25 protein-coding genes and 1 tRNA gene are annotated in these 22,939 nt (G+C 61.2%); 7 read left to right on the top strand and 19 right to left on the bottom strand.

Annotation, left to right across the window (positions count from 1 at the left end; genetic code table 11):
* Nucleotides 1-12: 12 nt before the first annotated feature.
* Nucleotides 13-2,043 carry a hydantoinase/oxoprolinase family protein gene (locus BSZ35_RS13785; RefSeq protein WP_105012988.1) on the top strand — a complete coding sequence of 677 codons (2,031 nt, stop codon included), beginning with the start codon at nt 13-15 and terminating at the stop codon, nt 2,041-2,043.
* A gap of 225 nt (nt 2,044-2,268) precedes the next feature.
* Here BSZ35_RS13785 and BSZ35_RS13790 read toward each other — a convergent pair whose 3' ends face one another.
* Together BSZ35_RS13790 and recO are read right to left on the bottom strand one after the other, a co-directional pair.
* The gene (locus BSZ35_RS13790) at nt 2,269-2,832 is read right to left on the bottom strand and encodes a hypothetical protein (protein WP_105012989.1); all 564 of its coding nucleotides are present in this window, start codon (nt 2,830-2,832) and stop codon (nt 2,269-2,271) included.
* Between the two features lie 279 nt (nt 2,833-3,111).
* The gene (recO, locus tag BSZ35_RS13795) at nt 3,112-3,879 is read right to left on the bottom strand and encodes a DNA repair protein RecO (protein ID WP_105012990.1); all 768 of its coding nucleotides are present in this window, start codon (nt 3,877-3,879) and stop codon (nt 3,112-3,114) included.
* A gap of 135 nt (nt 3,880-4,014) precedes the next feature.
* Between recO and BSZ35_RS13800 the strand changes: the two genes are divergently transcribed.
* On the top strand, nt 4,015-4,503 hold the full coding sequence (locus tag BSZ35_RS13800) for a helix-hairpin-helix domain-containing protein (RefSeq protein ID WP_146110105.1): 489 nt from the start codon (nt 4,015-4,017) through the stop codon (nt 4,501-4,503).
* A gap of 6 nt (nt 4,504-4,509) precedes the next feature.
* Here the strand turns inward: BSZ35_RS13800 and BSZ35_RS13805 are convergent, their stop codons facing one another.
* The 4 genes from BSZ35_RS13805 to BSZ35_RS13820 all read right to left on the bottom strand — a co-directional run bounded on the left by BSZ35_RS13805 (nt 4,510) and on the right by BSZ35_RS13820 (nt 7,963).
* The gene (locus BSZ35_RS13805; RefSeq protein WP_105012992.1) at nt 4,510-4,764 is read right to left on the bottom strand and encodes a hypothetical protein; all 255 of its coding nucleotides are present in this window, start codon (nt 4,762-4,764) and stop codon (nt 4,510-4,512) included.
* A 118-nt stretch (nt 4,765-4,882) separates the two neighbouring features.
* Complete coding sequence (locus BSZ35_RS13810) at nt 4,883-5,917, bottom strand: hypothetical protein (RefSeq protein WP_105012993.1); 1,035 nt, start codon at nt 5,915-5,917, stop codon at nt 4,883-4,885.
* Between the two features lie 117 nt (nt 5,918-6,034).
* Nucleotides 6,035-7,291, bottom strand: coding sequence for a M20 family metallopeptidase (locus tag BSZ35_RS13815; protein WP_105012994.1), 1,257 nt, complete (start codon nt 7,289-7,291; stop codon nt 6,035-6,037).
* 48 nt (nt 7,292-7,339) lie between these two features.
* On the bottom strand, nt 7,340-7,963 hold the full coding sequence (locus tag BSZ35_RS13820) for a flavin reductase (protein WP_105012995.1): 624 nt from the start codon (nt 7,961-7,963) through the stop codon (nt 7,340-7,342).
* A 432-nt stretch (nt 7,964-8,395) separates the two neighbouring features.
* Here BSZ35_RS13820 and BSZ35_RS13825 point away from each other — a divergent pair, with 432 nt between their 5' ends.
* The 3 genes from BSZ35_RS13825 (at nt 8,396) to BSZ35_RS13835 (ending at nt 10,448) form a co-directional block, all read left to right on the top strand.
* The gene (locus BSZ35_RS13825) at nt 8,396-9,295 is read left to right on the top strand and encodes a DUF6544 family protein (protein WP_105012996.1); all 900 of its coding nucleotides are present in this window, start codon (nt 8,396-8,398) and stop codon (nt 9,293-9,295) included.
* 95 nt (nt 9,296-9,390) lie between these two features.
* Nucleotides 9,391-10,044, top strand: a complete 654-nt coding sequence (locus BSZ35_RS13830; RefSeq protein WP_105012997.1) for a TIGR00266 family protein — start codon at nt 9,391-9,393, stop codon at nt 10,042-10,044.
* 83 nt (nt 10,045-10,127) lie between these two features.
* Nucleotides 10,128-10,448: an AIM24 family protein gene (locus tag BSZ35_RS13835; protein WP_181149343.1), complete on the top strand. Its 321-nt coding sequence runs from the start codon at nt 10,128-10,130 to the stop codon at nt 10,446-10,448.
* A 114-nt stretch (nt 10,449-10,562) separates the two neighbouring features.
* On the opposite strand, the gene BSZ35_RS13840 is transcribed toward BSZ35_RS13835, so the two are convergent.
* From BSZ35_RS13840 to BSZ35_RS13875, 8 genes are all read right to left on the bottom strand, one after another.
* Nucleotides 10,563-10,636 (bottom strand) — tRNA-Val (locus BSZ35_RS13840).
* Between the two features lie 91 nt (nt 10,637-10,727).
* On the bottom strand, nt 10,728-11,330 hold the full coding sequence (locus tag BSZ35_RS13845) for a hypothetical protein (RefSeq protein WP_105012999.1): 603 nt from the start codon (nt 11,328-11,330) through the stop codon (nt 10,728-10,730).
* Between the two features lie 173 nt (nt 11,331-11,503).
* Nucleotides 11,504-12,559, bottom strand: a complete 1,056-nt coding sequence (holA, locus tag BSZ35_RS13850) for a DNA polymerase III subunit delta (RefSeq protein ID WP_105013000.1) — start codon at nt 12,557-12,559, stop codon at nt 11,504-11,506.
* Nucleotides 12,560-12,645: 86 nt separating this feature from the next.
* Nucleotides 12,646-13,200 carry a DinB family protein gene (locus tag BSZ35_RS13855; RefSeq protein ID WP_258096459.1) on the bottom strand — a complete coding sequence of 185 codons (555 nt, stop codon included), beginning with the start codon at nt 13,198-13,200 and terminating at the stop codon, nt 12,646-12,648.
* A gap of 71 nt (nt 13,201-13,271) precedes the next feature.
* Nucleotides 13,272-13,991 (bottom strand): NADH-quinone oxidoreductase subunit I, encoded by a 720-nt coding sequence (locus tag BSZ35_RS13860; RefSeq protein ID WP_105013001.1) that lies wholly within the window; start codon nt 13,989-13,991, stop codon nt 13,272-13,274.
* 236 nt (nt 13,992-14,227) lie between these two features.
* Nucleotides 14,228-14,794, bottom strand: a complete 567-nt coding sequence (locus BSZ35_RS13865; RefSeq protein WP_105013002.1) for a YqgE/AlgH family protein — start codon at nt 14,792-14,794, stop codon at nt 14,228-14,230.
* A 208-nt stretch (nt 14,795-15,002) separates the two neighbouring features.
* Nucleotides 15,003-15,218 carry a hypothetical protein gene (locus BSZ35_RS13870; RefSeq protein ID WP_105013003.1) on the bottom strand — a complete coding sequence of 72 codons (216 nt, stop codon included), beginning with the start codon at nt 15,216-15,218 and terminating at the stop codon, nt 15,003-15,005.
* A gap of 38 nt (nt 15,219-15,256) precedes the next feature.
* Nucleotides 15,257-15,862, bottom strand: coding sequence for a methyltransferase domain-containing protein (locus BSZ35_RS13875; protein ID WP_105013004.1), 606 nt, complete (start codon nt 15,860-15,862; stop codon nt 15,257-15,259).
* 237 nt (nt 15,863-16,099) lie between these two features.
* On the opposite strand from BSZ35_RS13875, the gene BSZ35_RS13880 reads away from it, so the two are divergent.
* The gene (locus tag BSZ35_RS13880; protein WP_146110107.1) at nt 16,100-16,822 is read left to right on the top strand and encodes a hypothetical protein; all 723 of its coding nucleotides are present in this window, start codon (nt 16,100-16,102) and stop codon (nt 16,820-16,822) included.
* A 146-nt stretch (nt 16,823-16,968) separates the two neighbouring features.
* On the opposite strand, the gene BSZ35_RS13885 is transcribed toward BSZ35_RS13880, so the two are convergent.
* Nucleotides 16,969-17,634, bottom strand: a complete 666-nt coding sequence (locus BSZ35_RS13885) for a sigma-70 family RNA polymerase sigma factor (protein WP_258096466.1) — start codon at nt 17,632-17,634, stop codon at nt 16,969-16,971.
* Between the two features lie 506 nt (nt 17,635-18,140).
* On the opposite strand from BSZ35_RS13885, the gene BSZ35_RS13890 reads away from it, so the two are divergent.
* On the top strand, nt 18,141-19,163 hold the full coding sequence (locus BSZ35_RS13890) for an isoaspartyl peptidase/L-asparaginase (RefSeq protein WP_258096468.1): 1,023 nt from the start codon (nt 18,141-18,143) through the stop codon (nt 19,161-19,163).
* A gap of 25 nt (nt 19,164-19,188) precedes the next feature.
* Here BSZ35_RS13890 and BSZ35_RS13895 read toward each other — a convergent pair whose 3' ends face one another.
* From BSZ35_RS13895 to BSZ35_RS13910, 4 genes are all read right to left on the bottom strand, one after another.
* The gene (locus BSZ35_RS13895) at nt 19,189-20,172 is read right to left on the bottom strand and encodes a hypothetical protein (RefSeq protein WP_258096470.1); all 984 of its coding nucleotides are present in this window, start codon (nt 20,170-20,172) and stop codon (nt 19,189-19,191) included.
* 4 nt (nt 20,173-20,176) lie between these two features.
* On the bottom strand, nt 20,177-21,403 hold the full coding sequence (locus BSZ35_RS13900) for a glycogen-binding domain-containing protein (protein ID WP_105013007.1): 1,227 nt from the start codon (nt 21,401-21,403) through the stop codon (nt 20,177-20,179).
* A 69-nt stretch (nt 21,404-21,472) separates the two neighbouring features.
* Complete coding sequence (locus BSZ35_RS13905; RefSeq protein ID WP_105013008.1) at nt 21,473-22,198, bottom strand: hypothetical protein; 726 nt, start codon at nt 22,196-22,198, stop codon at nt 21,473-21,475.
* A complete protein-coding gene (locus tag BSZ35_RS13910) occupies nt 22,188-22,757 on the bottom strand; it encodes a sigma-70 family RNA polymerase sigma factor (RefSeq protein ID WP_105013009.1) in 570 nt (189 codons plus the stop codon). The genes BSZ35_RS13905 and BSZ35_RS13910 overlap by 11 nt, the downstream gene beginning before the upstream one ends.
* Between the last annotated feature and the right edge of the window lie 182 nt (nt 22,758-22,939).

Below are 22,939 nucleotides of genomic sequence, written 5' to 3' on the forward strand. Positions count from 1 at the left end.
TTCTCACATTCAATGGGTACGTCTCCGACATTCTCGAAATCGCCGGTTGGAGTGGACGTGGGCGGTACATTCACCGACTTCGTCAGGGTAACGGATGAGGGCCTTCGGGTACACAAGGAGCCGACCTCGGATCCACAACACGAGGCCGTGGTGGGGGGGATGGAAGCAGTAGAGGGGGACACGGAAGCGCCCGTCGTTCACGGCACCACGGCCGCGACGAACGCACTGCTGGAACGGCAAGGAGCCCGCACGGCGCTCGTGACGACTGAGGGCTTTTCGGACGTGCTCGCCATCGGTCGCCAGAACCGACCCGACCTTTACGATCTTCACCCGTCTCGTCCTGCGCCTCTCGTTCCAGAAGAGCGGCGGCACGAAGTGCTGGAGCGATTGAGTGCTGCGGGAGAGACTCTTACACCGCTGGACGAGGCCGCCGTTCGGCGTCTGGGGGACACCCTGGCCGAACAGAATGTGGAGAGCATCGCACTCGTCTTTCTGTTTTCCTATCTAAACTCCACCCACGAGGAGCGGGTCGCACAACTTCTGCGGGAGGCGCTGCCCGATGTCCCGATCACGCGCAGCAGCGCTCTTTTGCCCGAGTATCGAGAGTATGAGCGCACGGCGACGACGGTCGTCAATGCCTACGTGCGCCCGCAGGTGGCCCGCTATCTGAGACGGCTCGACGACGAGCTCGGGAGCCGGTCCGTTCGGGTCATGCAGTCGAATGGAGGCACGATTGGCCTCGATACGGCCGCGGACGAGCCCGCCCGGCTTGCCCTCAGCGGGCCGGCGGGGGGGGTTGTGGGGGCGCTCGGCGTCGCCCGGCGGGCCTTTGAGACGGACACGCCGCGCATCATGACCCTCGACATGGGAGGAACGAGTGCGGATGTGGCGCTCTGTGACGGCGCGGTGCCTCGCACCACCGAGCACACAATTGCCGACCTGCCGCTGCGCTTGCCCTCGACCGACATCCACACCGTGGGGGCGGGCGGTGGAAGCATTGCACACGTCGATGCGGGCGGCAGCCTGCGGGTGGGCCCCGAGAGTGCCGGGGCCGAGCCGGGACCGGTTTGTTATGGGCGGGGCGGCACCGAACCGACGGTGACCGACGCACATCTCGTGCTCGGCCGTCTCCACCCGGACCACGTGTTGGGCGGGGCCGACACGCTCGACATGGCGCCCGAGGCGGCCCGCACGGCTGTTACCGAGCTGGGCACAAGGATTGACCGTTTCCCAGAAGAGGCGGCCCTTGGTATTCTGCGAGTGGCGAATGCGACGATGGAGCGGGCGCTACGCCGCGTGTCGATCGAGCGGGGACACGATCCGCGCGACTACACGCTCGTGCCGTTCGGAGGAGCCGGCCCCCTCCACGCCGTCGCGTTGGCAGAGGCCTTGGGCATGGAACGTGTCCTTATTCCTCCCACCCCTGGTGTTCTCAGTGCCCTGGGCCTCCTCATGGCCGATGTGGTGTACGACACCGCCCGGGCCGTTCTGGCGCGTGCCGAAGCGTTGATGGACGATCCGTCGCCGCTGATGGAGGCTCGTGAGGCGGCAGCCCATGGGGTTCGCTCCGTGCTCGACGATTACGGAGACCCCATGCTCGACCTTGAGCTCGACCTGCGCTATGCCGGGCAGAGCTACGAACTCAGCGTGCCGTTGGAGACGCCGGTTACGAGCGATCACGTGGCGGATGCGGTCGCCGATTTTCATGAGCGGCATCGTGAGCGCTATGGGCACGCCGATCCGGATGAGTCCGTCGAGATTGTTGCTCTCCGGGTGCGGGGCCGAGTCGCTGTGCCCCCGCCGGAGCTCCCCCAGGAGCCGAAGACCGATCAGCCCTTGGACGCGGCCCGGCTCGGCACGCGTCCCGTCTGGTTCGAGCCGGAGGGACCCACAGAGACACCCGCCTACGCCCGGACCAATCTCCAGCATGGCCACATGATCGATGGGCCCGCCATTCTGCACCAGTACGACACCACGATTGTCGTACCCCCTGGATGGCATGCCCACATCGACGCCCGTCAGAACGTGCGAATCGAGCGGTGATCCCGGTCGAATGACTATGCAGTTCACCCGTCCGCAGGGCGACGACGAGGATTACCCTCAAACGAGCTTTCGTCGTGAGGTATCGTGAGTAAAAACGTGCCGCTCACATCTTACTTGTTCGAGGGGATTCCCTGCGGTCGACACCAACTTCTAGCCCGAAAATGCCCCAAATGGATCGGCTGTTGGCAAGTTATGGAAAGAAGGCAGGCCAGACGAGCGGGGACATTACTCCTGATCAAAAATCTCGACGTCAGCTTCGAGGCTCTTTTCCACCTTCTGACCACCGATGGTCCAATCGACCGTTGTCTGGAGGGTGTACGTGCCCGGTTCAGCGTGTTCTGTTGTTTGGAAACTGCCACGTGAGGTGTTCATCGAGGCCTTCAGGTCGAAGGTTCGTTCACGCGTCTCCTGACCCGGAAGCGTCCAACTCAGAAGCTGCATTGTGCAGATTTGATACGAGCCGATGAGAGGAATCTGCTCCCCGTCGAATATAGCGATGGGCTGCCCCCAGCAGGCGCCTGTTTTCATCTGAATCGAGCCCTCTGTGGTGTTTTTCGCGATGAACCGAACATGGAAGGAATCTCCGGCCGCGACTCGGTCCGGAGCGTAGAGCTTCGCGATGAGACCCGGCTCGATTTCTATCTGGTCCCGGGCCTCGAAGCTGGGTACGTCGTCCCCGTCGTCGGATCCAGCGCCGAATGGCATCTGGCATCCGAGGAAGAGCGTAGCCGAGAGCATGAGAAGTGCAAGCAGGTGGGCTTCCGTTCGTTGGCTGTGGAACGTGGACATAGGAGCGTTTGGTCGGCGTTTATGTCGTACGATAAGTGAATGGCGGCCACATCGTGATGACGTTTCGTTGCGGCCGGAGCCGTCCTTCAAACACCTGAGTCCTCTCCAGTGACCACCCTCCGGTCATCCGACGCCGACCGTTATGCGCACTTCGAGAAGGGCAATCTCAGCGATGCCATTTCCGCGTCGCCACTCCTTTGACTTCTCTTCCGAGGCTCGGTTGGACTGTCTACCGCACAGCCGACGCGGAAGGCAATATGGTGTCACGGCAGGCCGATATTAGGAAGACCGGGGGCGTTCCAACTGGGCAATGACCTCCTGGCTGCGCTCCGGATAGGCCTCTTCCACGTGGTAGCGGAGAAAGTCACGGATGAGGGCCTCCACCTCGCGGCGAACGCCGGCCGTCAATTCCATACGCATCACAGTGTCCAGATCTGCGCGGGCGAAGATGGCGTAGGCGCGGAGGGCAGCGCGAGACGCGCGGAGGGGGGCTTCGGGAACGGCGTCGGCAGGATACACGCCCCCATTGGCTCGTGAGAGAAGCCCTTCGTCCTCCACCGCCTCCACGTTTGCACGTTCAATCGACGGTGCAATACCCAGGCACTCGGCCAGTCGAAGTTGGACATACGGCCATAGATTGGCGGCGCGCTGCTCGGTCCGATTGAGTCGTCGCAAGGCTCGGATGGTGATTGCGAAGATCTCCGGTTGGGGATCTTCTTCCTCTAGCAGCGCATCCACGAGCTCCACAATGCGGAGTCCAATCGTAATTGTCTCTAGGTTGCGCCGTAGTCGGTGGAACGATTCGACGTGGCTGCTTTCGCTGAGAATCTGCAGGTCGCGGGTGGGCTTATAGTAGAAGACGACCTGCGTGTACGCCATTGGCTGCAGAGTGGCCCCAAACTGGCTCTTCGTACGGCGAGCGCCCTTGGCCATCACACCGATCTTGCCGTTCTCCTGGGTCAGGAGCGTTACGATTTGACTCGTTTCGCCGTAGTCGAGGCTTCGCAGCACCACGGCCTCCGTTCGAATGATGTCACGCTCGGCCATTTGTTCGCTCTACAGAAAGAAGCCAGAAACAGAGACCTCGTCTTTTCTTGAAGACCGGGCCGCTTGGGAGAAGGTGTTCACGTGAGGGGCGTTTCCCAATTTCGGTTCGGGCACGTTAGATCTCAGAGGCCGCACGTGTCTGTCGAGTCCAGTCGTACGCCCCAAAAGCTTAATTTTAGCCCAATGGTTTGGCTCTATCGTCTCCAGCAGCGGCTCTCGATTACGCGGAACGAAGGGATCGCCGTTCTTACGTTGACCCTCCTCTTCGTCACCGGCCTCACGATCCGACAGGTACAGGAGCAACAGGTGCCTCCGCTCGCCGTGGATACCTTAACGGCCCGGTCGGCCGCCGTGACGGCTGGGGCCGGGTCGGCTGAAGGGGGACGAGGGACGCCAAAGGGGCCCACGGAGGACGATCCGCTTCATCTGAATGAGGCCTCCGTCACGGCCCTGCAGGCCCTGGATGGCATTGGTCCCGCACTGTCCGAGCGCATCGTCGAGTACCGATCCACGCAGCGTCCCTTTCAGCGCGTTCAAGAGCTTCGGCGGGTGAGCGGGATCGGGCCAAAGACTCTCGCCGATCTGCGCCCAGTCGTCACCGTGACTCCGGCTGAGGCCGAGTAGGTTGCATCACGACGGCGTCTCGGCATCATCAGGCGTCGTTTTTGCATCGGCCTCGTCCGACGTCCCGTTCGTCGCGGTACGTTGCCGTTCCTGCATGCGTTCGGCGAGCGCCTCGGGAGTCCACTTCTTCGCGACCTTGCGCTCCCGCTCCAGGAACCGGTACACCGGCACGAGAAGCAGAGCGGCCAGCAGCCCAAAGCCGACGAGCGTCGCGACGATAATGGGCAGGTATTCCGGGTCAAAGAGGAGCGAGAAGTCCATAACCAGCGTCTACGTCGCTCGGGAAAGACAAACATCGTAGAATGGAGACAGCAGGCCCTCCATTCCGGGGGGACAAGAGTAAACTGCTTTCAGGCGGATCCGTTCGGGCGCGGATCGATCAGTTGGGCAGGTCGAGCCGGTCGCGGAGGATCGAGTCGAGAAGGGTGTGTGTGCTCTTGTCGCGAATGTTGAAGGCGGGGCGATCGGTGAGTTGGTTGAGCAGGGAAATGCCCGCCGCTGTGTTGGTCGCGAGTCCTGTAATGAGGTCGGGGGACAGCATGGCGAAGGCTTCCTCTACGCCCAACACGGCGTAGGGGTCGGATGCGCAGAGCACCGTCATGGCCAAGGCATCTTGCAGCTCCTCGACCGCGATTGTGCCGTTGTAGGGTTCGAGCGGGGAGGCCCCAATCTCCACCACTGCCACGTCGGCAGGGGGCTGGGCCATCTGGGAGAGGAGCTGGCGGACCGCAGTGCGGTACTCTGCTTCCGGTACGACCGTGGACGGAAGGCCCACGTCCACGAAGTCGAATCCCCAGTCCGCCCCAGCATCCTGAATCGAAAGCATGTCACGGTATCGTCCTGCTCCGCTCACCTTGGCCCCGAGAACATCCAGACCCATTCGTTTCAGGCGGCGCGTCACGATGCGGGCCGCGGTCGTCTTGCCCGCCGACATAGAGGTTCCCACGAACAGGATGGTTGGCGTCGTGAACGGCTGCTCCGAGACGGACGGGGCCGCATCCGCCATCGTCATCTTCGTATCATTCCGCACGACGTGGCCGTGATAGCGGAGCTCAAGTGGGGGTTGGATAAGGGTCGACCGGGACTCTTCGGCCCCAAAGAGGCCGGCACGGGTGAGGGCGTGCATGGTGTGGTCATCTCCAATGGCACGCCACGACCCCGTCATTTCCAAGGTTGCCTGTCGGATGCCGAAGGCTCCGACGACCGCATCGCCTTCGGCTACCTCCATGTCGCGTCCGTTGGGCAACTCAATCGTGCGGTATCCCGACGTATCGGTCACGATGCCGACGACGTAGTCCCCCGTGCCCCACTGGTCACGAGGACGGGTCTCCACCTCGAACGGAGTCGTGTCGAGGTCGGTAATGCGCGTGAGGGAGCTGAACGTGCAGCGATCGAAGATGGGAGAGGAGGTCATGGCAAACGGGAGAGTGTGGAGAAGAGAAGAGCAGCCGGACGACTGCAGTGCTCTTTTCTATTTAGAGGGGGAACGGAGAGACAGGTCGGGAAGGGGGGGCGTGAGGGTTCGTGTGGCTCATTCGGTTCGGAGCGGCTCACGATGAGAATCGTCGGTTTGATTCTGTTTGGCGAGGCTAGACTCCGAGAGGGGCGGCTGGGCAAGAAGAAGGGCCAACAGGGCACTCCGTTCGATCATCCGATCCCGATAGCAAAATTCGTGGCGGGCGTGGGCTCCATCGCCGACCGCCCCAAGGCCGTCGAGTGTGGGGGTGTACTGGCTGATGGTGTTGGCGTCGGAAACGCCGCCGGAGCGCCCTTCATCGAGGTCAATGCCGAGCACGTCCGCCGCGTCACAGGCCCATGCCCACAGCTGTCGCGATGCGGGGGTCGGCTCCATGGGAAGGCGTCCAAACCCGCCCTCAATGCAGAGCGACGTGCCGGTCGTGGTGGCTTCGAGACTGCGGATGGCCGACTCGATCGTGTCCACCTGATCACGGGTGGTAACGCGTACATCGACTTCGGCCCGACCTGCGTCGGCGACCACGTTGGGCTGAGTGCCGCCGTCAATGGTACCCACGTTGACCGAAATGCCCGCGTCCGGGTCGTTGAGGGTGTGAAGATGCTGCACCACGTGTGAGAGCTCCAAGATGGCACTGGAGCCGCTTTCGGGGTCGAGGCCGGCGTGGGCACTTTCTCCTTGAATATGGATCACAAAGCGGCCGCCTCCTTTGCGGGACGTTTTGAGCTTGCCATCGAGTCCCAATGCCGGCTCCAGCACAAAGGCGCGGTCGGCACAGCGGGCCAGCCGTTGGAGGGGGCGGCGAGAGGTCGGACTTCCCTTTTCCTCGTCGGAGTTGATGAAGATGATCGGTGTGACGGCGAGGTTGGGGCCCCGTTCATTCCACGCCCCACAACTGCGTAGGGCCGCGAGGGCAAAGAGCATCTGGACGAGGCCGGCCTTCATGTCGAAGACGCCGGGTCCGCGTACTTGGTTGCCGTCTACCTCAAACGGCATGTCGTCCAGGGTGCCTAGGGGCCAGACGGTGTCGCAGTGTCCGACGAGGAGCTGAACGGGACGATTGCGGGAGCGCGTCTGCGGACGAGCGTAGAGGTGGCCCCCACTTTCGGGCCTGCCCGGCACATGCTCGACCGTGTAGTCCAGGGTGTTCAGGAACCGAACCAATGCGTCTTGAACGTCGGCCTGGGCTTCGGGCACGTCGGTGGGGGATTCTGCTCGCACCAGTGCTTCCAGCACGGCCAGCATCTGATCCTGATGGGTCTTAAGGTACGTGCGAAGTGCGTCCGCTTGGGGGGGCGTGAAGAAATCCTCCATGGCGCGTGGGGTCGTTCCGGGAAGGTGGACAGTCCGCCGGGCGCAGCGTCATTTCTCGAAGCCAGCCGGGAAGGGGAAGATATTGCTGTCCTTGATCGTGGCGTAGCGATCCGGAGGCAGGTACGCGAGAAGCGGATTATCGCGCAGAACAGCGTCCTCCTCTTTCTCCGATACCCGGAGTGCCGTCTTGTCTACGTGGACGGCCTTTACCTTTCCAATGAGCAGGCTGTTCTCCCCAAGATCGTCGACGCGCCGATCGAGTTCACATTCCAGAAAAAGGTATCCATCATTCAGAAATACCCCGTCGACCTCCGTCGCCGGAAATGTCGGCAGTTGGTCGAGGCTCGGCTTGCGCCGAGGGCCGTCCGGCGGCCCAACGCGGGGCGCTGCTGCGAGGCTTGCCAGCACCACCTGGGACGGCTTGGGGTAACTTACCGTATAGGTGCCATGGCGGACGGCATTTCGGTAGGTTTTGTGCTTCGGGGTGCAGACGAAGCCAAAGTAGTTGTCCCATCCCATGGGGGCCGCCATGTGCTTCGGGGCAAGGTTGTAGGTGTCCTCGTCGTCGTTCCGGGTTCCGATGATGACCAGCGGCGCCACCATGTAAAAACGCTCCCAGAACGGCTGCTCGGGGTCAAGCTGGACAATGTCGGTTTCTGAGGGCGGGGCCATTGTGCTGAGGGCTTGAGGACGGAAAGGGGAAGGGAGACAGGATTGTAATCTTAAAAGGCCCGGCAGCGGTTCCCAGTGATTCTTTCCCTTCCTCGTCGTGGGGGAGAGCGAACTCTCTTTTGTCAGGCGTCTCCTTACGACTCTCAGGCACATCCGTGTAGGGGACGGCCCGACGCATCGTTGCGGCATCGGCGCACGAACCGGGGCGCTTTCGGCTGAGAGAGAGGGAAGAAGGGAGGAAGTACTTTTTGACGTAAAGAGGGCGAGCGCCTTTGACAGTTGCAGGAGATCCCGGATCTCACTGTGCCCTTCCGGTCGCTGAAACAGTGTCGTGTGGAGGCGTATCGCCCCCCTCTTGTCTGCAGGGTACTACGTCCACGGACGGACATCGTCGCTCGAACAATATAAAATGGTTGATCCGCCTCCCGTTACATGTGGAAAATCATCTTGCTGGTCGGCTTTTTCTCCGCCATTGCAATCATAGCAGGAATCCTCGTCGTGAAGCGGGGACAATTCAGCCGTTGGGCCGACCAGACGGTCGCCAATTTGAGAGCGGCTGCCACGTCGCTTCCCGACCGCAGCGTACGGGCAACAGACTGGGCCAATCTTCCCGCACCGGTGCAGCAATACTTCGAACACGTGCTCCGGGAAGACCAGCCCTACATCGAGACCGCGGTCTTTGAGCAGGAGGGCACCTTTCGCGATGGGGAGGCCTCCTCTGCCCCATGGTATCCCTTTACCGCCACCGAGCACGTCACGGTCCGACCGCCAGGATTCGTGTGGGATGCTCGTATCCGAATGACGATGGGAATACCAGTGCGAGTTCTCGATGCGTACCATGACGGACAGGGATGTTTGCGGGCAGCCCTGGGAGGAGCGATCTCGGTCATGGACGCAGCCCCGACCCCGGCGTTGGATGAGGGCGAGTTGCTCCGCTACCTTGCCGAAGCGCCGCTCTATCCCACCGCACTTTTGCCGGGCATGGGGGTGGCGTGGACGCCGATCGACGAGCAGACGGCGCAGGCGAGGCTCGAGGATGAGGGCACGACGGCCTCACTTTTGTTCCACTTCAACGAACAGGGAGAGGTAGAGCGGGTCAGTGGCAAGCGTGGATTTACAAAGGCGGATGGAACGTCCGAGTATCGAGCGTGGAAGGGATACTGGCACCATTACGAAGAGCAGAACGGAATGCAGGTGCCGACGGAAGGAGAAGTGGCCTGGATCCATCCGGAGGGAGAAGTGAGCTACTGGCAGGGACACATACGGAGCATCGAATACACAGGGACTAGGGGAATGGGAAAAACAACAGGGGAACTGAGCGAGGAGATGTGATCCCGGTACGGGACAAACAGGACTTGACTCCCCCCCTTTTGCTTCTTCCACAATAAAGTGAATAAAGTCGTCTTTTAGCTTACGGTGTCTTTCCGGTGGACTTTGAAATTCAGCATCACCCATCGTATTCCCTTCTGCGGGCCCGGCTTGAGCGAAGAGAGGAATTTGTTGCCGAGTCCGACGCCATGGTGAGCATGGATCCGACTCTCGACACAGAGACCACGATGGCAGGAGGAGTTCTATCAGCGTGTCTTCGTCGGCTTGGGGGGGAGAGCATGTTCGTCAACCAATTTTCAGGGCTGGGCATCGTGTCGGTGGCGCCGACGTCGCCGGGACAGATTCGACATCGAACGCTGCACAACGACTCCTTTATGTTGCAGGCAGGGGCCTATTTGGCCTCGTCTCCGTCCGTGTCCGTGCAAGCCCAGTGGGGAGGATTGAAGGGGATATTCGGTGGGGAAGGCGCTGTTCTTCTTGAGGTCAGCGGGACCGGCGATTCGTTTTACAACGCATTTGGGAAGATTTACGAAGTGCAGGTACGAGGGGAATACACCTGTGATACCAGTCACATGGTGGCCTTCGATCCCAAATTGGAGTATACGTTGGCGTCGTCTGGTGGGCTCTTCTCAACCCTCTTCTCCGGCGAAGGGTTCATTTTTACGTTTCGAGGGAGGGGATCGCTTTTCATGCAAACCCGCTCCTTGTCCGGTCTTCTCGATCACGTCACGCCGTTTTTGCCGGACCACTAGGCCACGTGTTTTCGGGCCGGGCTGGAAGCGGCATGGGGGCACCGCGTTCGTCTTGCATTTATGCTTGTATTCGCCGCACTGTCATGGACATCTCACTTGAGCAGAGGCCATCGTTCGCCGTGGCCGTGGTTGATCTGGATGCGGACGAAACCCTTCTGGCAGAAGGAGATGCGATGACGAGCATATCGGGCAACGTCGGGATTGAGACGAAGCGAATGACGGTGGGAGGGGAGAGTGAGGGCGCACTGGGGGCGATTGCCGGGGCGGTTGGCCAAATGCTGGCGGGAGAATCGTTCCTGGTAAACCATTTGACCGCTCAGGGGACACAGCCGAGGTCGTTCTGTCCCCAACATTGCCGGGAGACATCCAGTCCTACACGCTTGAGCGAGACACGACGCTCGTGATTCAATCTGCCTCGTATCTGGGGTCGGAGACCGACATTGCGCTGGACGGGGAATGGGGCGGAGAAGAAGAGAGGGGCAGTCAAACACGAACGCCCCTGCAAGGCAGGGGCGGAGTGGGCCCTCCTGGATTTGAACCAGGGACCTCTCGCGTGTGAGGCGAGCGCTCTAAACCGCTGAGCTAAGAGCCCATCAGACTATAAGTGCAGAGTTCTCAACGAGGAAGACGCAACGAATGTGCCGGGATGCGCGTCAAGACCGCACGAACACCGATGCTTCTCCTCAAGGAAACCCGATGGTCGTAAGGGAAGAGGAAGGCCGGGTTGAATCTGGTGTCGAAAATGGGGACGACGAGCGGCGCAAGAGAAGGGGCGGCACCTCGGGGGAGACGGTTGTCGTCTGAATGGGGCGGGGAGAGGTCGTGCGCGTTCCGGATACCCCTCGGTCGACGGTCGACGTGGAATTGGAGAGCCGAGACGGAGATGGCTCTACTAGCATTGCGCCCACGAGAAAGCCGATCACCAGCGCCGCTACGACGGACGACGCTAGGCCGAACGCGGCAAGCGGACGATTGGAAATCACCTCCGAGACAGAGGCGTCCGATTGTAGCATGTCGCACTCCACCTCCGTGCAAATCTTTGTCTCCAGGTCGGGGGGCGGTGCTTTTGACGGCCCACACTCGCAGAGTAAGTTTCGGGTCTCCTGAAGCCGCTCCACGTGCGCCTTGAGCTCAGGATTCGCTTCTACGTACTGCTCGAAGACGGCCTCAAGAGCCGGTTCCATGGTGCCGTCGACATACTCGCAGAGCCACTCGTCAATCCACTCGTAGGGGAGGTCTTCGTCGTCTCCCGGTGGATCGCCCTCAAAAGGAGGTGGACTGTTCATGGCACAGAAGTCAAGCAGATGTCCGGCGGATCGACGCGGCTTGGGTCCAGCCGAAAGGCATTTCGTACTCCAGAATGGGCGTGGGAGAAGGTATGACCCGGGGGGGCGTTTGTTTCCCTTCGGGGACCCGCAATCCGCAAAAATCCGCGGCTTGATGCTCCGAGTCTGGGGCGTCAGTCGGGCCTCCCGGTGACGACTGGGCGCGATTGCGGTGGAAGCAGGCGGCGCAGCAGGAGCGTCAAAATGAGGGTGGCGTCTCGGGAGGAGCCCCCTTTCAATTCATAGTCGGCAGCCAGCAGGGCCGAGTAGGCATCGGCAATGGACGCCTGGGTGTACTGCTGGGCAGCTTGCTTGTACTCCTCCACGAAGAAGGGCGGAACGCCAATGAGGCTCGCGAGATCGTATTTATTTTTCCGCTGGGCCCCTGGAGTTTGAAGCTTCCAGAGCTTGTCGAAGTACCGCCCCAGCATGATGACGATCATGATGGCCTCTCCCTGCGGATTGGAGGCCTGTTGGAGGATGCGACCGGCGATGCGCTCGGCGTCGGCATGTCGACCTTCTCCAATCGCGCTCTGCAACTCAAAGACGTTAAACTCCCGTGTCTGCCCACTGGCGTCGAGCACATCGTTGGCGGTAAGACGAGTGCGGTCGCCGGCAAACGTGATTAGCTTTTCGATTTCGCTGGCGGCCCGCTGCAGGTCGGTGCCCACGTAATCGGCAAGCATCTGGAGACCTTTGGGCTCAATCTCGTATCCCTGTCCGTTCACGTACTCCTGAATCCAGCCCGGCATCTCGTTGTCGTAGGGCGATTCGAACTCAGACCACGTGGCGTGCTCCTTCAGCGCGCGGTAAGGGTGGGCGCTGAGGTTGGGCTTTTCGGTACACGCTAAGAGGACGATGGCCTGAGGGTTCGGCTGCTGAGCGTAGGCCTTGAACTGGCGATTGTTTTCGAGCTTCTCAAACTCGCGCACAATCACGACGCGCCGCTCGGCGCCTGCCGGGAAGCCCTGGCATAGACCAATCACCTCTGATGCTTCGGCTTCCGATCCATATATCACGTCGAGGTTGAAATCGTGCTGGTGGGGGGACAGGGCCTCCTCGACCAGTAGTTCCTGCAACTCGTCGATGAGAAATGTCTCTTCCCCAAAGAAGAAATAGAGGGGATCGAAGTTGTGGTGCCGAAAGGCCGTAGCTAGGTCGTCGTACGAAGGCCCGGTATCGCTAGCCATTTTTTAATTCGGATTGGGGAATGTGGAGTGCGGACTGAGCAATCCAGCGGGGCATTCCGCATTCCGAACTCCACACTCTGCATTCGTCAAGTGGGCAGGGGTTCGTCGCCGTCGGAGAGGTGAGCGCCGTGGAGGCGGTAGCCAAGGTCGCGGAGCCGCTCGGCGTCGGTCTGTGTGATGCGGTGCACGAGATCGAAGAGCGTGACCTCGTCTCCATCCAGCGTGGCTGAGCGGTGCCAGGCATCGGAGGGGAGAGCGTCCAGGTGGTCGACGAGCTCTTTTCGGGCTGCCGTAACCCGGTCGAGGATGTCATCCATGCTATGCTCGTTCCATTCGGCCTCGCGCACCTTTTCCGAAGGGTCGACAGACTCGAATGCCGGGGTGTCGTTCTCCGCGATTATCGTGACCCGGGGCCGTCGCACCTCGGAATCGAGGATAGCGATCGATCCATAGAGCTCCTTCATCGAGAGGGCGTCGGGCGTGGGACGGCCATTTTTGATTTGGTCGGGGAGACCGTCCACGACCGTCCGAAGTGCCTCAATTTCCTCCACGAGGTAACGGAGTTGGTCCAGCAGTGCCTTGCGTAGCGACTCTGGTTCCTCAATCTGCGCCGCGTCGATGTCCGTTGTATCCTCCTCCATCTGCGTGGTGTGCGTCTGTGCGTCGAGGTCGTCGAGTCACGGGGACGCGCGTGCCTGTGGGGCACACACGCTCATTCGGCAGCGTGTGGCTTCGGGGCCGGTTCGTGTCGTTCGGCCCCCCAATCCTGATCCCCCTCGGTCGCCATACGGTCCTCCCGAAGGTGTGTGGTGTCCAACTGGTCCATGCCCTCATCCGCCAGCCAGTCCAGGAAGTGCTGGTCCTTCACGCTGTGGAGGTTGTTTTCCTTCCGGAACTCCCACTGCTGCCCAAACTGCTTGTTCTTATACTGGTCGAGGTATTCAAGCCGGTCCTGCAACTGCTCCGTGGGTTTCAGCAGATCCTTGAGGTCGAACACAGCCTCGTCCCGGCTTTGGAACGTGAGGTCATATTCTTTCGACATCACGATGGCCTCCTCGGGACACACCTCCTCGCAGAATCCACAGTAGATACACCGGAGCATATTGATCTCAAACATCTCCGGCTCCCGCTCCTTGACGTTGTTGACCTCTTTGGACTGCATGTTGATGGCGAGCGGGGGGCAGGCCCGGGCGCACAGGTTGCACGAGACACACCGGGGGCGGCCGTCTTCTTCGACCAGCACCGGGCGACCCCGGTAGCTGTCGGGGGGATACCACTGTTCCTCCGGGTACTGGAACGTATAGGTCGGCTCGTCGACGATCTTGCTGTACGAGAAGCCGAGCCCCTTGAAGAGCTCCGGAAAGTACAGGCTCTCCCAGAAGTTTAGCTCTCGCTCGTTCTCCTTTTTCGTATTTTCAGGCGTACCAGGCATAAGCGCGTACGGGTCTGAGTCTAGGTCAGTGTAACCGGCATTGGGGACACGCGAGGCGCCCGCAGGACCGCCGCCACAATGTCAGTCACGGATGTGGGAGCGGCCGCTCCCACAGATCGGGACTGAACATGCACAATCTCTATACACGTAGATTGGACGAAAGGATTCCAGCATTGCTAGGGCCCGTCGTCAAGAGCCGATCCATTTCCATTCGCTACTGGCGATCTGCGAGCAGTTCAGTTCATGCGCGGATCGTCGGGGAAATTGGCGAGCACGGCGTATTGCCCTCCCATGCGGCGCAGAATGGTGCGCCAGAGCTGATCGGGCTCAGTGTTGAAGATGAGGTCGGTCGCACTTGGGGATGGGATCCACGCTTCTTCGTCCAACTCCGCTTCAAGTTGGCCGGGTCCCCAGCCGGCGTATCCGAGGAAGAATCGGAGGTCATTGGCAGTGGCATCGCCCGTCTTGGCGAGTTGCTGCACAACCTCAAAATTGCCTCCCCACGTAACCGCGCCCGGCAGCGAGACGCCTCCTGGAATGTCGTCGGGGCGGGTGTGGAGGTAGTGGAGAGTTTCACGTTGCACGGGGCCGCCGAGATAGAGGGGCGGATCGTAGGCGATGAAATCCTCCAGGACATCGCTCAGCTGCACATCCAACTCCCGGTTCAGAATGAGGCCGAACGTTCCCTCGTTCGGCTGGTGCTCGCAGAGCAGAACCACCGTGCGTCGAAAATTGGGATCCTGCATCATAGGTGCAGAGATGAGCAGGGTGCCGGGGGCAAGGTCGACCTCCGAGTCGGGCATGGCAATCGAGCAATTGGGGCGGGAGGGAAGCACACCGGAGTAGTGCGACGGCAGGGGCTCAGGCAGCCGAACGTCGGGCATAGCGTCGTCTCCGTCCCAGTAGGGAGGGGCGAGCGCGGTTCGACGTTCGGTTCCGTCAGCAGAAGCACCAGAGCCGACGGAACGTGCTACTGACACGCCCTGGGCCGTGGTTCACTCCGGAACGGCATTACCGACGTTCGTTCGGGCCATCGCGGTCCAGAGCGCCGTCCCGCACGTAGCCGAGCCAATCAATGATTTTTCCGACTCCTGCAATCAACGCGGCGGCCAGGAGGAGAGCAGTGCCCAGGGACGGGTAGAGGCTCGTTCCGGGCTCGGAGAGCATCAGCAGCACGAGGCCGGCGGCGGCAGACACGACGGCGAGACTATAGGCTCCGTTCTGCATGGAAGTGCGAAGAGGCTGGGGAAAAGTTGGGAGCGCCGTTATTTCGTGTTTGAGGAATCCGGAAGGGTCCAGAGAAACAAGGTCTTTGTCTCCGTTGCGAGAGAGGAGCTTCCCATCGAGACCGTACTGTCGGAGGGCCATTCATCGATGTCGAAGCTGTGGGACACGATGCGGTCGCCGGGGTCAAGCTCGCGCTGCAGTTTGGGGCGCAGGCGGTTGTTCATGTTGGGCCAAAGGTAGAGGGTGACGACGGTTGCGTCGCTGAGGTCGACGTCGAAGAGATTGCCCTGATGGAATTCGACCCGGTCGGCCACGCCGGCCTGCCGTGCGTTTCGGCGGGCGCGCTGCACGAGCTGAGAGTCGATTTCCACCCCTACGCCACGGGCCCCAAATTCCTTGGCGGCCATGATGACGATTCGCCCGTCGCCACTGCCGAGGTCATAAACGACGTCGTTCGAGGACACGTTGCCCAGATGAAGCATTTTACGAGCGACGTGCTGAGGGGTCGGCACGTACGGAGCGCCCTTTTTCGTTGAATCGCTGGCGGGGTACTCCTGCGCCATGGCGGTGGGCAGGCCCAGCAAAAGCGGAAGCAGGAGCAGGGCGCAGAGGCTCGAAAGGAGGCGCGTACACGATCGGTTCATGCCGAAATGGGACGAATCCACAATTCAAGATTGCATCGCTGATGGAGAACAAGTATGATAACAGCCCCATACCGTGACCGGTCCTGGGTCGCGGTCCGAAACAGGCGATTCCGATTGATTTTTCTTTGTTCCTCCGATTGCCCCATGGTGCTTCGGCGTCCAGCGTTTGGCATACTTGCTCTTCTGACCCTTCTGGTGGGGGCCTGCAGTAGCCCAGCGACCATTCCAACGGGACAGATGACGGACTCTCCGACCATCGACGGCTCGCTCGACGACTGGGGAGGACGGCTCACCTATGTCGGCGACCGTCCGGTGTCGATGAGTGTTCTCCCTACCGATAGTTTGCTATACGTCGCCTTGTCGATACAAGACCCCGAGTTGGTCCGCGCCGTGGCGGCAAATGGGCTGACGGTGTGGGTTGACCCGACGGGCAAGCAGAAACGGAACTATGGGATCCGATATCCTCTCGGGCTCCGGTATCAGCGCTCCGGAGAGAGCGCATCCGGAGACGCGTCGTCGGTTCAGACTCGGGAGGCTGTGTTCGAACGGGTGTCTCTATCCGAGCTTGAAGTCGTACGCGGGGATTCGGCACGGCGTCGCATCCCTGCCCGCTTTTCGTCGGGGCTCCGCAGTCAAGCCACACTCGGCCCGGGATCGTTGATTTATGAGCTTGCCGTTCCGGTGGGAAATACGGCGGTTGGTTCCGGTGAGCGGCGGTACGGCCTTCAGGCCACCCTTGGCAAGAAGGTCGGCATTGGGCTCGAAACCCCCGAGCCGGACGAGGACCGCCAGCGAGTGGTGCCCCAGCAGGGCGTACCCTCTGTCACGGGTCAGCCCGGGCGGCGAGGCCGTCGGGGGCGAACGGGGCGGCGTCGACAGCAACGGCGCCCGTCGCCACAGCGTCCGGATCGTCCGAATCTCGACCTTTGGGTTCAGGTGGCGTCGGACGGGGCGCGGTAGCGTGCGGAAGCGTCGCTTTTTCGGGTTGATGCACCCGGCGTACAGCACGGCAATAAAAAACGCCGGATGCCGTTACAGGCATCCGGCGCGGATCAGGGGGAATATGGAGGGGCCTCGGAAAGAGCACCGCTGGGAGCTTGCCCAGATTACTCGTCCTGGAAGGGATACACGTCTTCGAGGAGCGCCTGGAGCTTGGTTCGGCCACGGTTGATACGGCTCTTGACCGTGCCCATCGGCAGTCCGGTAATCTCCGCAATCTCGTCGTAGGCAAGCTGCTGAATGTCACGCAGCACCACGACCTCACGGAAGGCCGGCGGGATCTCGTTCATAGCATCCTGGATGTACTTGTCCTGGATCGTACTCTCCGCGTGTTTATCCGGCGAGAACGATTCATCCGGGATTTCCATCTCGTACTCCTCATTGTCCCGGTTGACGGACTGGATCGATTGCATCCGGCGCCGCTTCCGTTTTCGGTATTCCGACCGGGCGAGGTTTCCGGCAATGGTGTAGAGCCACGTCGAAAACTTCGCAATGCGCCGGTAGGAGTGCCGGTTTCTGTGCACGCGGAGGAAGGTTTCCTGCAGTAGGTCCTCACACCGTTTCATGTCGCCCAAGAATCGGTAGAGGTACTGCATGAGCCGGTCCGAGTACCGCTCCACGAGAATGTTGAAGGCTTCCACAGTTCCGGCCTGGAACTGGGACATGAGGTCTTCGTCGCTCATCTCCTGGAGCGCTTCGTGCTGACTATTGTGCGCAGTCCGCTCCTTCGAGGCCGTCTTCTGGGTAACGACTTCTGCTTTGTCTTTCGCCATATATGTCGCTGCTCTAATCCCGAAAGGTGTCGAAAAGGGTGATCGTCAGGGACCCGTGGCCTCCTGAGTAACCACTATGGTCGCGATTATACTGCTGAATCGCAAATGGAAAGTGTTACGAATCAGGCACTCCGCCACGTGTTCCCAAACGGCCAAGCATGGGTCATTATTGTGCTGCAAAATGCAGTCCAGAAGGGGGGAATGCGAAAAGGGATGCCTAAGAATCTGTAAAGAGATTGCACAATCCGCCAAATCGGCAGGGAGCGTCGGGGGCGACGGACAATTTACCACCGACGTGTCGTCAGGAAGGCCCCCGTTCTAGGTCCGCAACGTCTTCAAAGCACGACTTGTCCGTCTACGATTCCAGACACCGGTGGTGATTTTCCTCCTGGCTTTCCTATGTTATCCTCTGCACCCATCCCCGTATGCCCTGCTCGAATGGGCAAGAGGTCATCGGGGCCCTTCCAGTGTCCGATTTCTTTTCCAGAAATTTGTTCATGTGCGTCATGTCCACAACCGCTTTTCGCACGTTTGCGCGATCGTTCCTGATAGGTCTTCTCCTTCTCGGATGGGGTTTGGCGTTTCCTGTTACGGGACAGGCGCAGTCCGGTGACGCGTCGGGGCCGGCAATGATCATCCACGGTGGGGCTGGGGGCATGACCCAAGCCGCCATGAGTGACGAGCAGCAAGAACAGTACCGTTCGGCCCTCCGCACTGCGCTCGAAGACGGGTATTCGGTGCTTCAGGACGGGGGAAGTGCCCTTGATGCCGTGGAGGCGGCCATCACGACCATGGAGAGCGACACGCTCTTTAACTCGGCTCGTGGGGCCGTACTCACGAGTGAAAACACGGTTGAGCTTGATGCTGCGATTATGGACGGCAAGACCCGTAACGCCGGGGCTCTCACAGGAGTGAAGACCGTGAAGCACCCGATTCGACTGGCCCGTACGATCATGACGGAGTCGAAGCACGTGATGATGGCGCAGGAAGGGGCCGAGACGTTTGCTGAAGAAAACGGGTTGGAAATGGTCGAGAACGATTACTTCATCGTTGAAAATCGGCGGTCCGGTTCCGGAGAGGGGGCGTCGGGGGTTGACGCGTCGGAGACGGAGAAATTTGGCACAGTGGGCGCTGTGGCGCTCGATCAGGACGGAAATCTCGCCGCGGGGACGTCCACGGGAGGCATTTCAAACAAACGGTTTGGCCGTGTTGGCGACTCGCCCATCATCGGAGCGGGGACGTATGCGAGCAATGAGTCGGTTGCTGTGTCGGCCACGGGACAGGGAGAGTACTACATTCGAAGCGTGGCAGCACACAATGTAGCCGCCCGCGTGCGGTTCGGCGATGCATCGCTCCAGTCGGCGGCTCGGGCTGCTGTCGAAGAGGCGGAGCAGCTTGGAGGGGTGGGGGGCGTGATTGTACTGGACCCGAACGGCAACATGGCGATGCCCTTCACGACGTCCGGAATGTTTCGGGCCTACGCCACGCCCGACGGCACGATGAAGGTCCGCATTTTCGAGGCTGAATAGAGGGGGCGAACGGGCGCACCGATATTCAGCGTGACGATCCGCCGCCCGGGTTGTCGGGAGGCCCCTGGCCTGGATTGTCGGGAGGACCGGCTCCCGGGGGGCGTCCGTTCTGGCCGGGCGGTTTTCCCTGCCCCGGAGGACCCGTAGACTCGTTTCCAATGCCGGAGGGGGGACCGCCTCCTGGGATAGAGCCCTGAAACAGGCGACGAAGGACGTTGGGGGCAGGGGTGCCCTGGGAGATGGCTCGGGCCACGCCCTGGGCAATTGCGCCGGCCGGACGCTGGCTGGTTTGCTGGGCCCGTTCAAGGGCCGAAGGGAGCTGGTGGAGCGGCTCGGCGTCGTATCCGGCATTAAGAGCTGCGGTGAGCAGTTGCCGGGAGACGGCCGCGTTCCCCTGAGCGCCCGGAAGATCTGGCATCACACTTACAGCTACGGAGATTTTCCGGAGCGAGACGGGGCGACGTTCCAGGGCGGTGGGAAGCTCGTCCAGAAACGTTTCGACGGTCGAGAGCGGAACGTCCTGCTGGCGGGCATTTGCTACGTCTGCAATGAGCTGATTGCGGTCGGAAGGAGACGGAGAAGAGCCTACCATGGATTTCACCTCCTCCCGAGTGAGCCACGTCGACACAAGAGCCCCGCTCTGCTCCAAAGAGGTCTGCAGGTTCTGGAGAACCGGCGTCATCCGGCTGGGAGGAACCTGCTTGGCCAGTCCCTCCAGGGTTTTGTTGAGAAGAGGGGCAGTTGGGAGGTCGCGCTCGGCAAGAGTGACGGCGGGACGCAGTAAGGGGGGGATGGCCTCGGCAGAGAGTCCGGCTTGCTCCGCGCGGGAGACGACCGTCTGCATCAGCTCTGTGTCCGCCCCGGCCGCTTTGCCTCGTGTGAGCAGAGACTGTACGGGCGACGTGTCCTGGCCGGTCGCCGGGCGACTCAGCAGGAGAAGGCTGAGGAGCATCACCGCGAGCGGCCAAGGACGCCCGGATACGGAAATGAAGGAAGGGAGAGTGATCATGGGGTCACTGCACTGTACAAATCCCGTTCGTGCCGCCGAAGGAATCCGTGGTTGTGTGGGCGTAGGAGGGGAGGTCGAGCCAGCGTGACTCTGGGCCATTTTTGACCCGAAGTCGGTACGCGTACCGTCCCGAGGGGAGGGCAAGGGTGGTCTGCCAGGTGTTTGTATCCGTTCGACGTAGGGGGATGCCGGGGCGAGCCCATTGGTTAAAATCGCCGGTGATGTAGACGGTCCCCGTTCCATCGTACGGCACGCGAATCCGCACGCCCTCGTCGGTCGTGGCGCAGACGCGTCGCTGCTGGGGCAGGGTGGGGGATCCTCCCAATACCCCCTCCACTTGAAGACGAAGGCCAGCAGCCAAGCGGACGTCCGTTTCCGAGGCATTCTCCTCAAGGGTTGCCCGTAGAGCACGGGCTCGTCCAAAGAGCGTAAGGGAGGACCGAGGCGTCCATTCAGCTTCGATCCCCGTTTGGAGGATCCGGTCCCGGGCTGTGCCCGGCGGCTGAAGCGTTTCGTACTGTAGTTGCTCCACCGATACGTTGCCCCGGACGGATACGCTGTTCGTGGGCCAGTACGTGGCACTGATGTGGCTTCCCGTACCGCCGAAGGTGGTTTCTGCCGTAGAGGTGCGGCCCGTGCTATGGTAGAGACGGACCGCGCCCTGTATCCGTTCGGTAAGCCAGTAGGTGGCGCGCAGAGAGACGAGCCCGCTGGTTTGCCGATCAGTGACCGTAGGCAGCTGCTCAAAACGCTGGCTAGGGCCGGCCTGGAGCGTGAGCATGGTGTTAGAGGTTGGGGTCCATTGGAGAGTGGGAAGGGCCCACCAACTGTCGCGAGCCGTCCTAACTGTTTCGTGTACGGCAGGGTAGCGATAGCGGGTGCCTCCCCCAAGAAGGCCGATGTTCCAGTTTGGGTGTAGCTGGTAGTGAAATCGAAGAAGGCTCTGGGTAAACTGCGGAATCTCCGTACGATTCGGGTGCAGCTGGGCACGCACCATAAGGTCCGTCTGGGTCCGGCTCGTGTTGCGGCTGAGGCCCACCTGGGACGTTACCGCCAGAAAGGGAGAGGAGACATCCGGATTCCAGGTGCCAAGTACCGGGTCTAAGTATAGATTCGTTTGGTGTCCTCCGGAGAGCCCAAGGGTGGCGTGTCCGCTCCACTGTTGGGCGGAGGCGGGGCACGCGAGCACACCGGAAACGATCACAAGTGAAACAAAAAGAAGGCGCCTCATGAAGCAGGCCCGAACATCCCAGGGGAGGCCGCGGCAGGGCCGACCATGCGACCTCAGGACACGCGACCACTAGAGTTTAAGCACGGCATTTCGATCCCCGAATCCGTCGCTCCGTTGGATGGGAGCAAGCGGATCGGTGATCCACCGTTCTCCATTAATCACGAACTGGTACTCGTGTTCACCCCGAGATACGGGAACGAGTCCGGTCCACACGGTTTGACCGTCCACGCTATGAGGAGAGAGCGGGATTGGATTCCACTGACTGAAGTCCCCGGCCACAGCCACTGAGTCGGCTGTATTGTCCGTATACCGGAAACGAATCCAGACCGTCTCGTCCTGGGTCGATGCACTGGACGCCTGGTGAACGCGGGAGGAGGATTGAGCAGTCGACGCTGTTTGGGACGGGGGGGCTTCCGAGAGGGGGGCCTCAGGCCCTTTACTGAGGACGAAGATCCCAAGCAGTGCAAGGCCCATAGCGACGACCGCAGACATCGGGCGGACCGTTAAGGATACTGGGGTGGTGGCCGTCGTCCACCACGCTCGCATTCGGTCGGCGATGGACGGAGCCTCGGATTCGGCGTCAGCCACGGCCTCCATGGTCCGATCCGCAAAGTCACGAGGGGGCGTGCTGGCCGGACGAGTGGCGAGGTCCTGGGTCATACGAACCTCAAACCGAAGGAGCGATCGCGCGTCCGGATCGTCTGCAATGCGGTGCAGAGCCTCCTTTAGGTCTGCTTCGCCCAGTTCTCCGTCTACGAACCGGCGGACCAAAATGTCAGGATCCTCACTCGGCATGGCGGTTTTCGAGTAGGGTGCGGAGTTTTTTACGAGCGCGATGTACGCGAACCTTCAGAGCACTCACCGACACGTCCAGGCGCTTCGACATGGCTTTATACGTCATTCCGTCTCGGTATTTGAGAAGGAACGGCGTAGCGTACGTGGACGAGAGCTCTTCAAGCGCCGTCCATAACTGTTCGTGTCGCTCTTCGGCCATCAAGGTCTCATCCTGTGCTGGTTGATCCCCGGGAAGTGCATCGGCGTCTTCCTGCTCTTCCGTGCGGCTAAATGCATACGTTTCGCGCCGGACGTTCTTGGCGTAGTCCCGACAGCAGTTGAGTGTGATGCCGTAGAGCCAGGAGGCGAACTGCTCCTGCTTCCGAAGGTCATCGAGACGGCGATAGGCACGCACGAAGGCATCCTGGGCCAAGTCCTCGGCATCTTCAGGGCTGTCGGCGTACTGGTTTGTAAGGTCGAACACCATGCCCTCGTACCGATCGACAAGGACGCGGAATGCATCCTCGTCGCCGTTCCGCACGCGGCGGACGTATGCACCATCGCTCTCCTCGGAAGGCATGAAGCAGGTACGACCGATGAAACAAGAGCCCCCGACGGGCCGGAAGAAAGTCTATGGCACAGAATACGTGCCAGGCGGCCGGGTTGATGGCTTCTCATCCAGAAGCGAACGTGAGGTTTTGGCAACGAGCCCCCCATCTGAAAAATAGACTCGGGAGGACCTTCCCCGCCGAAGGGGCGGGA

Source organism: Salinibacter sp. 10B, from assembly GCF_002954405.1.
Taxonomy (GTDB): Bacteria; Bacteroidota; Rhodothermia; order Rhodothermales; family Salinibacteraceae; genus Salinibacter.

Bases quoted from the DNA above. Each gene is read 5' to 3' on its own strand.
- BSZ35_RS13885 (WP_258096466.1), bottom strand. From the start codon at position 17,634: ATGGCGAAAGACAAAGCAGAAGTCGTTACCCAGAAGACGGCCTCGAAG.
- BSZ35_RS13820 (WP_105012995.1), bottom strand. From the start codon at position 7,963: ATGGCCCCGCCCTCAGAAACCGACATTGTCCAGCTTGACCCCGAGCAG.
- BSZ35_RS13875 (WP_105013004.1), bottom strand. From the start codon at position 15,862: ATGAACCGATCGTGTACGCGCCTCCTTTCGAGCCTCTGCGCCCTGCTC.
- BSZ35_RS13845 (WP_105012999.1), bottom strand. From the start codon at position 11,330: ATGAACAGTCCACCTCCTTTTGAGGGCGATCCACCGGGAGACGACGAA.
- BSZ35_RS13890 (WP_258096468.1), top strand. From the start codon at position 18,141: ATGTCCACAACCGCTTTTCGCACGTTTGCGCGATCGTTCCTGATAGGT.
- BSZ35_RS13855 (WP_258096459.1), bottom strand. From the start codon at position 13,200: ATGGAGGAGGATACAACGGACATCGACGCGGCGCAGATTGAGGAACCA.
- recO (WP_105012990.1), bottom strand. From the start codon at position 3,879: ATGGCCGAGCGTGACATCATTCGAACGGAGGCCGTGGTGCTGCGAAGC.
- BSZ35_RS13910 (WP_105013009.1), bottom strand. From the start codon at position 22,757: ATGCCTTCCGAGGAGAGCGATGGTGCATACGTCCGCCGCGTGCGGAAC.
- BSZ35_RS13810 (WP_105012993.1), bottom strand. From the start codon at position 5,917: ATGACCTCCTCTCCCATCTTCGATCGCTGCACGTTCAGCTCCCTCACG.
- BSZ35_RS13835 (WP_181149343.1), top strand. From the start codon at position 10,128: ATGGACATCTCACTTGAGCAGAGGCCATCGTTCGCCGTGGCCGTGGTT.
- holA (WP_105013000.1), bottom strand. From the start codon at position 12,559: ATGGCTAGCGATACCGGGCCTTCGTACGACGACCTAGCTACGGCCTTT.
- BSZ35_RS13790 (WP_105012989.1), bottom strand. From the start codon at position 2,832: ATGTCCACGTTCCACAGCCAACGAACGGAAGCCCACCTGCTTGCACTT.
- BSZ35_RS13825 (WP_105012996.1), top strand. From the start codon at position 8,396: ATGTGGAAAATCATCTTGCTGGTCGGCTTTTTCTCCGCCATTGCAATC.
- BSZ35_RS13895 (WP_258096470.1), bottom strand. From the start codon at position 20,172: ATGATCACTCTCCCTTCCTTCATTTCCGTATCCGGGCGTCCTTGGCCG.
- BSZ35_RS13805 (WP_105012992.1), bottom strand. From the start codon at position 4,764: ATGGACTTCTCGCTCCTCTTTGACCCGGAATACCTGCCCATTATCGTC.
- BSZ35_RS13900 (WP_105013007.1), bottom strand. From the start codon at position 21,403: ATGAGGCGCCTTCTTTTTGTTTCACTTGTGATCGTTTCCGGTGTGCTC.
- BSZ35_RS13785 (WP_105012988.1), top strand. From the start codon at position 13: ATGGGTACGTCTCCGACATTCTCGAAATCGCCGGTTGGAGTGGACGTG.
- BSZ35_RS13860 (WP_105013001.1), bottom strand. From the start codon at position 13,991: ATGCCTGGTACGCCTGAAAATACGAAAAAGGAGAACGAGCGAGAGCTA.
- BSZ35_RS13865 (WP_105013002.1), bottom strand. From the start codon at position 14,794: ATGCCCGACTCGGAGGTCGACCTTGCCCCCGGCACCCTGCTCATCTCT.
- BSZ35_RS13905 (WP_105013008.1), bottom strand. From the start codon at position 22,198: ATGCCGAGTGAGGATCCTGACATTTTGGTCCGCCGGTTCGTAGACGGA.
- BSZ35_RS13880 (WP_146110107.1), top strand. From the start codon at position 16,100: ATGACGGACTCTCCGACCATCGACGGCTCGCTCGACGACTGGGGAGGA.
- BSZ35_RS13815 (WP_105012994.1), bottom strand. From the start codon at position 7,291: ATGGAGGATTTCTTCACGCCCCCCCAAGCGGACGCACTTCGCACGTAC.
- BSZ35_RS13870 (WP_105013003.1), bottom strand. From the start codon at position 15,218: ATGCAGAACGGAGCCTATAGTCTCGCCGTCGTGTCTGCCGCCGCCGGC.